The organism is Carboxylicivirga caseinilyticus (assembly GCF_050589785.1).
Lineage (GTDB): Bacteria > Bacteroidota > Bacteroidia > Bacteroidales > Marinilabiliaceae > Carboxylicivirga > Carboxylicivirga caseinilyticus.
Genome location: NZ_JBNGOX010000032.1, coordinates 1 through 13,437, shown reverse-complemented (window position 1 = coordinate 13,437; position 13,437 = coordinate 1). Strand labels below are relative to the sequence as shown.

Sequence of the window (13,437 nt, the reverse complement as noted above, 5' to 3'; positions counted from 1 at the left end):
TAACAAAACCGTTATTTACTAATCATTTAACTGTGTTTCAACAACTAGCCGAAAACCAAAATATGTACTTGCTGTTTGATATAAAAATCGCTTTGCAAGAATGCATTTTTGCGTATCTTTAATGACTTTGAAACAGATTTATGCCAATACTCAATTCCATCATATCCCTGGTTAATACGCGGAGACTTTCGCAAATAGAAGATTTCAAGTCTAATCCGGGGCAAATACAGGACGAACAGCTTCAGCGTCTGATAAAATCTGCCAAACATACCTTCTTTGGTAAACTGCATGACTTTGAAAGCATAAAAAATTACGAAGCATTTGCCGAGAGAATTCCTGTTTCAGATTATGAAGGATTGAAACCCTATGTTGAGAGAATGCAAAAAGGTGAAAAAAACCTTTTATGGCCTGGCGAAATAAAATGGTTTGCCAAATCGTCAGGAACTACTTCAACCAAAAGTAAATTTATTCCTGTTTCGAAAGAATCACTGGAAGACTGCCATTTCAGGGGCGGAAAAGATGTGTTGGCATTATACATTGAAAATAGACCTGAATCGGATATGTTCAGTGGTAAATGCCTGACGTTGGGAGGTAGCCATCAGATAAATAATTTTAGCAACGATAGCTATTATGGTGATTTATCAGCCATTTTGATTGAGAACCTTCCTTTCTGGACTCATTTTATGCGTACTCCCGAGCAATCCATTGCTCTGATGGATGAATGGGAAGCCAAACTCGAAAAAATTACAGAGACCACACTGGTAGAAAATGTTACTTCGCTGGCAGGTGTTCCCAGCTGGTTTCTTGTACTGATAAAGCATTTATTAAATAAAAGTGGTAAAACCAACCTGTTGGAGATATGGCCCAACCTGGAGCTGTTTATTCATGGTGGAATTAATTTTACTCCCTATCGCAATCAATACAAAGAGTTAATTCCATCAGACAAGATGAATTACCTCGAAACCTACAATGCTTCCGAAGGATTTTTTGCCATTCAGGATGATTTAAAAACGCAATCCATGCTTTTGATGCTGGACTACGGTATTTTTTACGAATTTGTACCCTTATCGGAGTTGGGAAAATCTCATCCTAAGGCACTTACCATCGAACAAGTGGAAATAGGAAAAGATTATGCCTTAGTCATTTCAACCAACGGAGGAATCTGGCGTTATTTAATTGGTGATACCATTCGATTTGAATCTACTTTCCCTCATCGTATTGCAATTACAGGAAGAACCAAGCATTTTATCAATGCTTTTGGGGAAGAGTTAATGATTGAAAATGCCGAAAAAGCACTGGACGAAGCATGTAAAAATACAGGTGCAGTAATTAAAGAATACACCGCTGCTCCTATTTTTATGGGTAAGGAATCCAAAGGAGCTCATCAATGGTTGATTGAGTTTGAGAAGGCTCCTGAAAACCTTGAAGCATTTAAACAATTGCTGGACGAAACATTGAAAAAAGTTAACAGCGATTACGAAGCCAAACGCTATAAGAACATGACCCTGGAAATGCCTCATGTTGAAATAGCACGTGAGCATCTGTTTATGGATTGGCTCAAAAGCAAAAACAAACTGGGTGGACAAAACAAAGTGCCACGGCTGGCGAATAATCGCGAGTATATTGAAGAATTATTGAAGTTAAATACCAAATAACAAAAATATGCATATTGCTATTGCAGGAAATATTGGATCGGGTAAAACATCTTTAACCGAATTATTGGCTCATCACTATGGCTGGGAACCTCATTACGAAGATGTGGATGAAAACCCGTATCTGGCCGATTTTTATGACGATATGCCCCGCTGGTCGTTTAATCTGCAGGTCTATTTCTTAAAAAGCCGATTTTCTTCTGTACAGCAGTTTCGCGCAGCCGGTCAAACGGTAATACAAGACAGAACCATTTACGAGGACGCTTATATTTTTGCACCTAACCTTTATGATATGGGACTGATGAGCCGAAGAGATTTTGACAATTACTTTTCTCTGTTTCAACTGATGAGTAGCTTTGTTCAGGCTCCCGACCTGTTAATATACCTTAGAGCCTCTATTCCAACTCTTGTTAATCAGATTCAGATGCGTGGCAGAAGCTATGAAAACAATATCCGCCTTGAATATCTGAAGAGACTAAACGAACGTTATGAAGCATGGATTCAGGGTTACAACAGTGGTAAGCTTTTAATTATTGATGCCAACGAAATTGATTTTATAAAAAATAAATCAGACTTGAGTATGATTATTGATAAGGTGGATGCTCAGATACATGGCCTTTTTTAATAATTATATCCGTTTCTATTTTTTCCAAACCAAAACCTGAGGTCTTATATGTTAAGACCTCAGAAAATTTAAATGAACGACTACTATCAAATACTTGGAGTACCCCGCAATGCTTCGATGGAACAAATCAAAAAGGCCTATCGAACAAAAGCAAAGCGTTACCATCCCGATATCAATAAAGCCCCGGATGCTCATGAAAAATTTATTTTAATCAATGAGGCTTTTGAATATTTCGACCAACTGCATAATCACAAAAAATCAAAACAATATAAAGCAGCGCAAGCCAGCGCCATGGAAGAATTCTGGCAGGCATGGCACGATTTAGAACGACAAAAAGCCCGCGAAAGGGCACGTGAACATGCCCGCATGAAATATGAAGCTTATTTAAAATCGGATGTATACCGAACCACCGAAGCCGTCAATTCTATCGTTGATTTTATTGGTGCTGCTTTTCTGATGTTATTTATTTTTGGCATCCCTATTTTTGCTTACCTGCAAGATGCCTTATGGATTGGCTTGATTATCATTCTTCCCTCCTTTCCATTATGGATAAAATTTCTGGTCAGCACCTTTAATAAAGAGTTTGTTTTATCACTAATAGGTTGGCATGCCTCAACAATCCGGTCAAAAATATTCAGATTAATGATTTTTACAGTCATTAACGGCATTGTATTTTTTAACACCGTACTTAATACCGTTATTACCTGGCAAACACTATTGATTGCATATGCTGTAACCTTTTTTATCGCCTATCTGGCATCCCGAAAAGTATTATCCAGATATTACAGATATCTGATCCGATTGGTGCTGGTCCCCGGACTTGTAGGGCTAATTTTCTTTGTTAACAGCCTGCAAACAAAAACATTTTACACTGAATCCTACTGGTATACATATCCTCCTAATGTTAATAGCAAAATATTTTTCACCATCAAATTAGATGATCACCGATACGATAACTACACTGGCATACGATTGTTTTTCGATTCAGACCGCATAATTAGAAACAGTTGCATTACCTATACTTTTTCCAAAGGTTTACTAGGGCTGGACAGGGTTATAGAAGTAACAACTTCAAATAGGATGCCTGAGATGTAAATGCTCGTAACCAAAAATTTGTGTCATTATGGTATATTCTATGACACAAATATTTTAATTTACAACAGTTATTCTCAAATCAGAAGTTCATTTATAATTCGCACTTTATATTCTCTCTTTTGTTTAAACGCATATTGTAGTCCAAAAAGCTATCTTTAACATTATACAGAAATACTTACCTATGGCTTTTCAGGTCTAATTAGTCGTTCTATACGAACAACGATTTAATCCAAGTCTTCAGTTTAAGAAACTGCACTTCTATCCCCCTGATAGCTATATGGGGAATTAAGAATCTATATTTCACCTAATTTGCCAACACAAAATACAAAAGCCTGCTAATCTATTGATTGCAGGCTTTTTAGTAGTCCCTACGGGAATCGAACCCATATCTACAGTTTAGGAAACTGCTATTCTATCCGTTGAACTAAGGGACCATTATTTCGGCTGCAAAAATAAGCAAATTAGCAGAATTTTAAAATTTAATTTCAAAGCACTGGAATTACATATAGAAGGGTGATATTACTTTATTAAAACCCTCGACACAAGGATTAAAACATTGTAACTTTAATTAAGTGTTAGTTCAGCTTTCTTAATCATTTTAAACCCAATGTCATGAAATATTTACTTTTTATATTTTGGTTGGGAGTCATGACGATGGGAATTCACGCCCAAAACACAGAAAGGAGTAAAAAACAAGACGAAAGAGTTCCTGCTAAGTTACAAACCGATCAAATTCAGAAGATATCGGAGATAACCATTTTACCACAAAGTTCAATTAGTTATTTTCTGATGAATACCATTGAGTATCCCGAAAATTCAGTTGCCAAAATGGAAGAAGGACAGGTGGTTGTTAAATTTATTATTGAACCCGATGGTGCCATCAGAGATATAAAAGTTATTAACTCTGTTTCGGAGGCAATTGATGAACAAGTGATAAACGGTGTTGAAAAAACAAGTGGCAAATGGCTACCTGCATATGAGAATGGCAAACCAGTTGAATCGGAACATAAATTGTATATCACTTTTGATATTATGAATAACCTTCCACTAAATGAGCAATCTATCGATCATTTTACCAAAGGGATGAAACTGATATACCAGGCCGAACTTTATGAAAAAGAAAACCCAATTAACAACAATAAAAAAGTTAAAAAACTAAACAGACAGTACAAAAAAGCATTATTTCATTTTGATGAAGCAGCAAAATACCAGGCAGAGGAAGGATCCATCTTTTACTGGCAATCGTATGCTTATCAGAAATTGGGAGATATGCAGAGAATGGAAGAAAAGCTCAAAGAATACCAGGCCACATTATGAAATTAGCAAATTCATCCATTACAATTAAACTGTATCAAGATGAATAAACCATTAAAATACATAACCCATTGCTGAACTAACACTTCACTCCTCTTACAACACTTCACTTTCTCATTATACTCATTATTGAGTATCGACAACAAGGTGCTATTATCGTAGTTTTGATTATGTGTTAGCTCAAAATTGTTGTAAACTTTAAACTATGTGTCATGAAAAAAGTGTTGAGTCTTGTGGCGTTCGGAATCATGGCTCTGGGATTAATTGCTCAAAATAATACTAAGAGCATCGATGAAGGAGACCTTCCTGCCAGATTAAAAACAAATGAAATTCAAAGATTGGAAGAAGTAACTGTTCTCCCTCAAAGTCCGTTATGCTGCTTTATGCAAAAAGAGATTGAGTATCCTGAACAATGTGCCGTAATAGGCGAAGAAGGCCAGGTAGTTGTTCAATTTATTATTGAAACAGATGGTGAAATAAGAGACCTTAAAGTAATCAATCCTGTTTCTAAATTACTTGATGATCAGGTTGTTTACTGTCTGAAAAAAACAAGTGGTTTGTGGGCTCCGGCCATTGAACATGGTCAGGCAATTGAATCGGTTCATAAACTGTATGTTACCTTTGATATTGAAGGAAACAAAAGTCTTGGTGAACTATCTGCAGAACATTACAAAAATGGCATCCAATACATTGTTAAAGGAGACGAAATCAGAACTGATTACTTCCTTGCTGAGGACAAAAAACTAAAAAAGGCAGACCGCCAATATCGATACGCATTAAATCATTTTAATGAAGCCAAAAAACTCCAGGCCGAAGAAGCTGCTATTATCTTTTGGCAATCTAAAGCATTTGAGCGATTAGGCGATTTATCAATGATGAAAGATAAACTGGATGAATACCTCTCTGTTTTAATTCCTGATGAATTTGAGAACAAGGATTATGTCTGCATAAGTTATCCTTTAGACAAAAAATAAACCGTGAAATAAATTGACATATCGCGATCACCATGAATAACTTTGCAGCCAGTTAAACCTATTAGTATGGAACCCCTTTCTTTTACAGACCTGGTTACCGTTATTGATTTGTTGAATACTCAAACCAGTACAAAGAATAAAAAGAAAGTAACGAATAAGAATGAACAACTTGATTTTGAGCTAACTCTTTTAAGCAACCAATTTTACCACATTGTCAGTTTTCCGCAATTCAAAATCAATTACATCTCAGAAAATATAGCGAATATACTGGGATTGAATCCCCGAAACACAACTTTGAAACATCTTTACAGCCTTATTCATCCTGAAGACTTACCCTTAATTTTACTGGCTTCTAAAAAACTGATAGAATTTCTGATTGTAAATATGCACAGGTTAGAACCCTATCAAATGATTGTGACTTTCGATTACAGAATAAAAAATAAGGATGGCAATTATATAAGGGTTTTAAATCAAAACAGCATGATTGACAAAAGCTTAGACAACTCTAATTGTCAGACCATTTCGCTTTATTCTGATATAACACACTATAAAACAAGCAACAAAATTGACTTTGATTTAATCAATTATGGCACTCCTATTGATTTCATCTTCCCCGATGAAGAATTAAATAATATCGCTCTTTTATTTACACCCCGCGAAAGAGAAGTACTTACCTTACTGGCTTCCGGTAAAAACAGTGCCGAAATTGGAGATCTGCTATTTATCAGCAAACATACCGTTGATACTCATCGCCGACATATGTTGACCAAATCACATTTGTGCAATACTGCTGAACTGGTGGCCTTTGCTTTAAACAACAACCTGTTTTAGCCTTTACAATTGCTTAAGTCGATTGGCCACCTCGATTAATATTTCATCAGGCTGGGCATAATTGATACGCACCACCTGACGCTTCGATTTCTCATGCAGGAAGGCGCTAATAGGCATCACAGCAACTCCTAACTCTTTTATCAGACGAATGGCAAAATCCTTATCCGCTTCATCAGATGCTTCTGAAAAATCAAAAAGTTGGTAAAAGGTTCCCTGCGAAACGATGGGTTTGAATTTACTTTCTTCCATCAGATCGAGAAAGAAATTACGTCTTTCCTGGTAGAAACTACGTAATCCCCTATATTCTTCTTTTTCTTCCATAAAATCGGCCAAAGCCAATTGAAATGGTGAATTAACACTCTGTACCATAACCTGATGCACTTTACGGAATTCGCGCATAATTTCTTCAGGAGCCAGACAGAAACCTATTTGCCAGCCGGTAACATGATAACTCTCGCCAAACGATGCAATAATAATACTTCGCTCTGCCAAAATTGGATACAAAGCAGCACTCTGATGCGACTCTTCATCAAACACGATGTGTTCAAATGTTTCTTCGCTCAGAATCACAATCTTAGTCCCGTTAACCATTCGCTGAAGGCGCAGCATATCAATCTCCTTCATTACCCAGCCAGTTGGATTATGTGGTGTATTAATGATAATCATGCGGGTTTTAGAATTGATCATCATCTGTACCTGTTCCCAATCGATATGAAAATCGGGCTCTTTCATCGGAACAAAAACCGGTTGAGCACCATTCATCTGTATGGCCGGAACACAATATTCATTAGCCGGCTCAAAAACAATTACTTCATCACCTTCTTTTACCAATGCTGAAATGGCGGTAAACATCGCCTGCTGTACACCAGCAGTTATTGTTACCTCGGTTTGTGGCTGGTACACCCTGCTATATAACTCTTCGGTTTTTTGAGCTACTTTTTTTCGTAAAGCCATCTCGCCCTGAAAAGGAGCAATCTGATTCAACCCTTCACGCAGATGCTTTTCAACTAAATTAATCAATTTTGAATTGCAATGAAAACCAGTGTAACCATCTGCCAGATTAATGGCATTGTATTCGCTAATTAACGGTGCAATGGTAGACGAGAAATTAGATTTCAGGTTTTGATATTTGGTGCTAATGTGCATAATTTGGGTGACGAGTATTATCAGTGTTTATTTGATGATTAAATGTAAATAAACTGGCAATAAAATGCATTGATATTGTGCTTTTCTATCCAGATTTAATTACCAACGTAGGAAAATATTTGACCAAAAATGTAACATTACTCTGCAGACTAGCCTTCGCCATGAAATAAAGCCTGTAAAACCTCAAATGATTTAATGCTTCCCAATCCATCCAAATGGAGTTCGTAATACCTGATTAGTATTTCCAAAAGCTGACTTCTGACTTCAGCACTCATCTTTAAACGGCTAAGCTCATTAATATTTAGTTGAAACAAATCTTTCCATCTATCAAGCAATTGATCTTTTATGAAATATCCATGCGTGGGTTCATACGAAACAAAACGTCCGTTTAATAAATCAAACACTTTATCATTTTCGTCGTTAGCTCCAGGGCCAAAACCTAAGAAACGGCTTAAATGAAAAAGAAAGAACAAATGAAAATTATAGACTCCGTCAACACCTGTATCGAACACCTCAATTCCATGATAAATAAAACGAAACAGATCATCGTTGGCCTCTTCTTCCCGAAGTACTTTAGACATTACTTCAGTAAGAAAAAAAGCGATGGCTCTTTTAGTCTGATCAAATGGTATACTTGTGAGTGGATGAAGCAATTTGAACTCTTTGATTCGTTGCAGATCAGCTTTAGGACGATGATAAACCTGCATTTCAATTAAACTCAGAGGTTGTAATAAAACTGTGTTTCCCTTGTTTTTGGTGGAACGAACCCGGTTTACAACATACGATTGCCGGCCAAAATGTTGAGTATAAACATTTACAATAATGCTACTCTCTTTATACTTAATATGATTTAATACTATGCCTTTTGTACTGACTATCATCATTGCAAAAATAGATTAAATAACATTAGTTTGTAGGTTCAATAGATTCAAACACATATCAAATCATTTAAAATACAATATCAGTCATCAATATTTACTATTGATAATCAATAGATTAATTTGAAAAACAAATTATAAACATATGAACATCGTTAATTTTTTTAAACGTTTTGGCAAAGCTTTTTGGGTAGCCAACTTTGCCGAATTACTCGAAAGAGCAGCATATTATGGTGTATTTATTGTAATTACGCTTTATTTATCAAGAATATTAGCCTTCACTGATTTTGAAGCAGCGTCGATCTCGGGAGTTTTTAGTGCGCTACTCTATTTCTTACCCACTTTCACTGGTGCCTATGCCGATAAAATTGGATTTAAAAAATCATTAATTGTCGCTTTCGGATTTCTTTCTGTCGGATATTTTGGGTTAGGTATCTTCCCAACACTTCTTGAATCAGCTGGACTGGCTAAATATGGTTTTACTACCGAGTTTACCGGACTGCGCGAATCAAACGATAAGTACATCATTATACCCATAATGGCTTTGATTATTATTGGGGGTAGTTTTATTAAATCTGTTATTACAGGTACTGTTGCTAAAGAAACAGATGAAAAAAGCAGAGCAACCGGCTTCTCAATTTTTTATACCATTGTTAATATTGGAGCTTTCTCCGGTAAAACCATCGTTAAACCTTTGCGCGAAGCAATGGGTAATGTTGGCTTAATCGATATCAGTTTCTTCTCTGCCGGAATGACTTTATTGGCCCTGATAGCTGTCATTTTCTTCTTCCGACCATCGGTAACCAAAGGAGAAGGAAAATCAATTGGTGAAATTTGGAATGCATTGATCAGAGTAGTAACCAATGCCCGTTTAATTATTCTGATATTAATTATTACGGGTTTCTGGATGGTTCAACATCAGTTGTATGCAACTATGCCTAAATATGTACTTCGAATGGCAGGTGAAAGTGCATCTCCATCGTGGTATGCCAACGTTAACCCATTGGTTGTATTTACAACTGTTGGATTAATAACCTCGTTATTCAAAAAAAGAACAGCACTATTTTCTATGACTATTGGTATGTTTATCATGCCAGTCTCGGCATTTGCGATGGCAGCTGGAAATATGCTTAACGGTGAAAGTATTGACCTGGGCTTCACAACCATGCATCCGGTAGCTTTTATGATGATTGTAGGGATTGCTTTTCAAGGTCTTGCTGAATCATTTATCTCACCCCGCTTTTTGGAATATTTCTCCTTACAGGCACCCAAAGGAGAAGAAGGTCTTTACCTTGGATTTAGTCATCTTCACTCTTTCTTATCTTCAATCTTAGGTTTTGGGTTATCTGGTTTCTTATTGGAAAAGTATTGCCCTGATCCGGATTTGTTATCGGAGACTGAAAAACTAACGGCTTATGATCATGCCCATTATATATGGTTTGTGTTTGTGGGAATTGCAACTATTTCAGCTATTTCACTGATTATCTATGGCAAAGTCACAACATGGCTCGACAGTAAAAAAGGAGCACCTCAGATCAACTAATAAAATTAAGAACATTTTAAAGATTTAGTTTGCAGAAATGGAAACTTGAATTATCTTTGCAACCGCAAAAGCAAAACGATCTTTTGAATGTTGCCCAGATGGCGGAATTGGTAGACGCGCTGGTCTCAAACACCAGTGATAGCAATATCGTGCCGGTTCGATCCCGGCTCTGGGTACCAAACAAAAACCTGATAGTTTAACTATCAGGTTTTTTTGTTTTTACACTCCCCTATTGATGCTTCAGCATACCTTTTTAAAGACATTTAGCACATACATTTTGCAGCGCATATTCATACCATATGATATTATTATCTCCTTTTATTCGTATAGGTTTGATCATCTTCTTGATTTGGATTATTGAAATTAAATATGTTTTTTTATGATAGCAATCAAACCTAAGTCGGAATTATACAATAGCTGTTTGTGTGGGAGCGTGATGAGTGATGTTTGGCTTTCAAGAGTATAGTCATTGACTTAAAAACATCGACTTACTCTTAACACGCAATTGTGAGTGAGGCGGCGAAGCATTACTTAAAGTTTATTATTTGCCAATTAATCAAACTTATATAGACTATTCAGGATTAAATTTGAATTATACTGACACATTTGAATTTTACAATCATATAACCATAGGTTCCAATAAAAATTTCTCTAGTGATTTAACCGTATTATTAAACGTTTAATATCGTAACTAGACGATTAATAATCTTTTAAGACAGAAATTATGCTTATGATGGTCAACCATGTAGTATTCATCTTAAAATCAATATAATTATTAACAATGTGCTTATTTTAAAGGAATTGAGACAATATTAAAAGCGTATAAACTAACTGGATTTTTGGTAGAAGGAGAATTTATGAAAATATTCTACGATCTGAGCTAGCAAAATTCCATCGCAAGTCAATAAAAGATTAAGAATACATATGCATGGAGGATTACTTTGGCTGAAATATAGAATTATTACTTACCAACTTGTATCGGATTATGATAAAAGAGGAAGTGACGATTTAAAATTTTAATTTTATAACAATATATTGATATGCATTACTATATGAGCAATCAACACACTATAATGATTAAAAGCCACTTAAAGGATATTATCAATACTAATGGCCGCAAACTAGAAAGCGGAACAACGGACAAAGGAAATATAACCGTCATACAATGACGGTTACAGAATAGTTAGCGGTTATTAAAAGAACAACATGAAACATCCTGAGCGATTTGACGAATTTATGACTTGGTTCAAAGATGTTAGTGAAAAACACTTTGAGGAATTTGAATTAGATAAAGAAGCTTATGGTCTTGATTTTCAGAAAGGAACCAAGTGGAATATCGGTTTATCAGATAGAGAAATAGGTGAATTTCAAAAGGAATTAGGCTTTGAATTCCCGTATGAACTAAAACAGTTCTATAAAACTGTAAATGGAACAAATGTACCTGGCGTAAATACATTTGGAGAAAGCGGAATGCAATATAACTATGAACCAATTTATTATAGCTATCCTGTACACGTAACTATAATAAAAGAGTTGATTAATGAAAAATTGGAAATTTCAGGACTTAGTCCTACAACAATGATTAAAAACAATATTCCATTTATATTTCCAATTGAGAGGTTCTATTACATGGTAATAGACAATCTGACAAATCCCATTTATTATATTTCAACTGGATTTGAAAACCACGACCTGAATAAACCTTCTGTATATGCTTCACTATATGCAGACTCTTTACAAAGCTTTCTAATTAAAAGTGTTTTGAAACGGACTAACCATATAAGTGACCTTGAGGAGTTTCCATTTAGAAATAGAGAAAGCAATTATTGGACCGAAAAAAACAACCGCTAACAAAGTGTATAAAACATGGCAGAGGTTGTACAAGCATGAAACGTATCAGCCCGCTCCTAACGTCATTGTCGGTGGACAATGTCGCTCTCCGCAGACTGCCACGTTTCATACACAATCCGTTATGCCTAATTGTAAAAAAATAGCCGATGATTGAAAAAATACTAAAAGCGCTTGATTTTAGAATAGAAATCGTTGAAGATGCTTTCCAACAAGCAATAAATAGTTCAAATAATAATGCGAAAGGTGCTTATTTAAACTACCATAAAGAAGTTGCATTCTTTACTCATTTTATATATACAAACGATATTATTAAACTACCTTTTAGAGAGTTATTAGCGTATGACAAAAATCTATTTAACGACAAAACATACCGGGACATAATCTCTGAAATTTGCTCCTCAATTAGAGAAGTATCAAACGTCATAATAAATGAAATTGGGCTTGACAACTTACCGGAAGAAATTAATGACGGCTGGAAAAATCCCTTTAAAACTGAATTATCAATTCAAGCGAAAGACTTATTTCTGAAATTGATAAAATATGATGCCCTACCAAAACCACAGGAGACCGTTGTTTTAAAGGCAATATATTCAATATTGGTTGAGATTTTCACCCGTTGGGACTACACAAAACCTAAAACAAACTGGGGAAATACATTTGCTTTAATGGAGAATTACAGTCAGCAAATATCAAAACTTGAATATTTAACTGGTTTTTTAAAGGAACAAACTGAAGCTAATAGTGCATTACGATTATTTAATTTGTATAAAGCCATAAATCCAATAGGAATTCCTAACAGTTTTAATGAAAGATTTTTTCATGAAATTGTAGCTTCTGGGGATAAGTTGACAGATGATAAAACCTATTTAACAGACTGTAAGAAAATAAAGGAATACCTTCAACAAAAAATACTTGAAGGCTTTTCCATCGATGTTTCTATTGACCAATTTATAACTTTCATGGAAAATTTTAGAAAAGCAGATGAATTTCCAGAAGGAGAAAAACAACTCCAAAAAGAATTTGAAACATTTCTTTTTCATAAAGGTTACTTCCCATTATCAGAAGTGCAATTAAAAAATGGCAGATTAGATACATTAGCCATAAATGGTAGTAATTCATTTCTGGTTGAATACAAGCAAATTGGCTGGAATAAAGATATCGATAGCGTTAAAGATGAAATAAATAAAATTGTATCTTCTTTCATTCAAACAGAAATCTATATCAACAGATTAAACGGACTTGAATCCCTTCAAAAAACAATTTATGTCATATTATTTACTAAGAAATACTTTGTATTCAATAACTCAATAAATGACCTTTACTACAAAGGAAAAACCTTTAGATTTCAAACGGTTTATATGGGAGAAACTCCACCATCGAAAATAAAAAATTATGAGATAATAAATCTGAATGAAATGATAAACAACTAGGCATAACAACTAAGCGTTCTGCCTGGTTGCAAACCAAAGGCTGAGCGCGCGTGTTGCCGACAACCGGGTAGAAATAGCTGACTATGGGGATTGATAAG

At 35.3% G+C, this 13,437-nt stretch carries 11 protein-coding genes and 2 tRNA genes; 10 read left to right on the top strand and 3 right to left on the bottom strand.

Annotated features, from left to right (window positions below; all coding sequences use genetic code 11):
- Nucleotides 1–140: 140 nt before the first annotated feature.
- The 3 genes from ACRD62_RS15495 to ACRD62_RS15485 all read left to right on the top strand — a co-directional run bounded on the left by ACRD62_RS15495 (nt 141) and on the right by ACRD62_RS15485 (nt 3,372).
- Nucleotides 141–1,655, top strand: coding sequence for a GH3 auxin-responsive promoter family protein (locus ACRD62_RS15495; protein ID WP_430821021.1), 1,515 nt, complete (start codon nt 141–143; stop codon nt 1,653–1,655).
- Between the two features lie 7 nt (nt 1,656–1,662).
- Nucleotides 1,663–2,277: a deoxynucleoside kinase gene (locus ACRD62_RS15490; RefSeq protein ID WP_321406432.1), complete on the top strand. Its 615-nt coding sequence runs from the start codon at nt 1,663–1,665 to the stop codon at nt 2,275–2,277.
- 72 nt (nt 2,278–2,349) lie between these two features.
- Nucleotides 2,350–3,372: a J domain-containing protein gene (locus ACRD62_RS15485; RefSeq protein ID WP_430821020.1), complete on the top strand. Its 1,023-nt coding sequence runs from the start codon at nt 2,350–2,352 to the stop codon at nt 3,370–3,372.
- 362 nt (nt 3,373–3,734) lie between these two features.
- Here ACRD62_RS15485 and ACRD62_RS15480 read toward each other — a convergent pair.
- A tRNA-Arg gene (locus tag ACRD62_RS15480) sits at nt 3,735–3,806 on the bottom strand.
- Between the two features lie 178 nt (nt 3,807–3,984).
- Here ACRD62_RS15480 and ACRD62_RS15475 point away from each other — a divergent pair.
- The 3 genes from ACRD62_RS15475 to ACRD62_RS15465 all read left to right on the top strand — a co-directional run bounded on the left by ACRD62_RS15475 (nt 3,985) and on the right by ACRD62_RS15465 (nt 6,491).
- Nucleotides 3,985–4,689: an energy transducer TonB gene (locus ACRD62_RS15475; protein ID WP_430821019.1), complete on the top strand. Its 705-nt coding sequence runs from the start codon at nt 3,985–3,987 to the stop codon at nt 4,687–4,689.
- Between the two features lie 209 nt (nt 4,690–4,898).
- The gene (locus ACRD62_RS15470; RefSeq protein WP_430821018.1) at nt 4,899–5,660 is read left to right on the top strand and encodes an energy transducer TonB; all 762 of its coding nucleotides are present in this window, start codon (nt 4,899–4,901) and stop codon (nt 5,658–5,660) included.
- Between the two features lie 66 nt (nt 5,661–5,726).
- Complete coding sequence (locus ACRD62_RS15465) at nt 5,727–6,491, top strand: LuxR C-terminal-related transcriptional regulator (RefSeq protein ID WP_430821017.1); 765 nt, start codon at nt 5,727–5,729, stop codon at nt 6,489–6,491.
- 3 nt (nt 6,492–6,494) lie between these two features.
- Here ACRD62_RS15465 and ACRD62_RS15460 read toward each other — a convergent pair whose 3' ends face one another.
- Both ACRD62_RS15460 and recO read right to left on the bottom strand, forming a co-directional pair.
- The gene (locus tag ACRD62_RS15460; RefSeq protein WP_430821016.1) at nt 6,495–7,637 is read right to left on the bottom strand and encodes a methionine aminotransferase; all 1,143 of its coding nucleotides are present in this window, start codon (nt 7,635–7,637) and stop codon (nt 6,495–6,497) included.
- A 149-nt stretch (nt 7,638–7,786) separates the two neighbouring features.
- A complete protein-coding gene (recO, locus tag ACRD62_RS15455) occupies nt 7,787–8,521 on the bottom strand; it encodes a DNA repair protein RecO (RefSeq protein WP_430821015.1) in 735 nt (244 codons plus the stop codon).
- Between the two features lie 139 nt (nt 8,522–8,660).
- Between recO and ACRD62_RS15450 the strand changes: the two genes are divergently transcribed.
- The 4 genes from ACRD62_RS15450 (at nt 8,661) to ACRD62_RS15435 (ending at nt 13,339) form a co-directional block, all read left to right on the top strand.
- Entirely contained in the window at nt 8,661–10,058 is a 1,398-nt protein-coding gene (locus tag ACRD62_RS15450; protein WP_430821014.1) for an MFS transporter, read from the top strand.
- Between the two features lie 92 nt (nt 10,059–10,150).
- Nucleotides 10,151–10,237: transfer RNA gene (locus ACRD62_RS15445), tRNA-Leu, on the top strand.
- Nucleotides 10,238–11,264: 1,027 nt separating this feature from the next.
- Nucleotides 11,265–11,909 carry an SMI1/KNR4 family protein gene (locus ACRD62_RS15440; protein WP_430821013.1) on the top strand — a complete coding sequence of 215 codons (645 nt, stop codon included), beginning with the start codon at nt 11,265–11,267 and terminating at the stop codon, nt 11,907–11,909.
- Nucleotides 11,910–12,055: 146 nt separating this feature from the next.
- Nucleotides 12,056–13,339 (top strand): hypothetical protein, encoded by a 1,284-nt coding sequence (locus tag ACRD62_RS15435; RefSeq protein WP_430821012.1) that lies wholly within the window; start codon nt 12,056–12,058, stop codon nt 13,337–13,339.
- Nucleotides 13,340–13,437 lie beyond the last annotated feature (98 nt).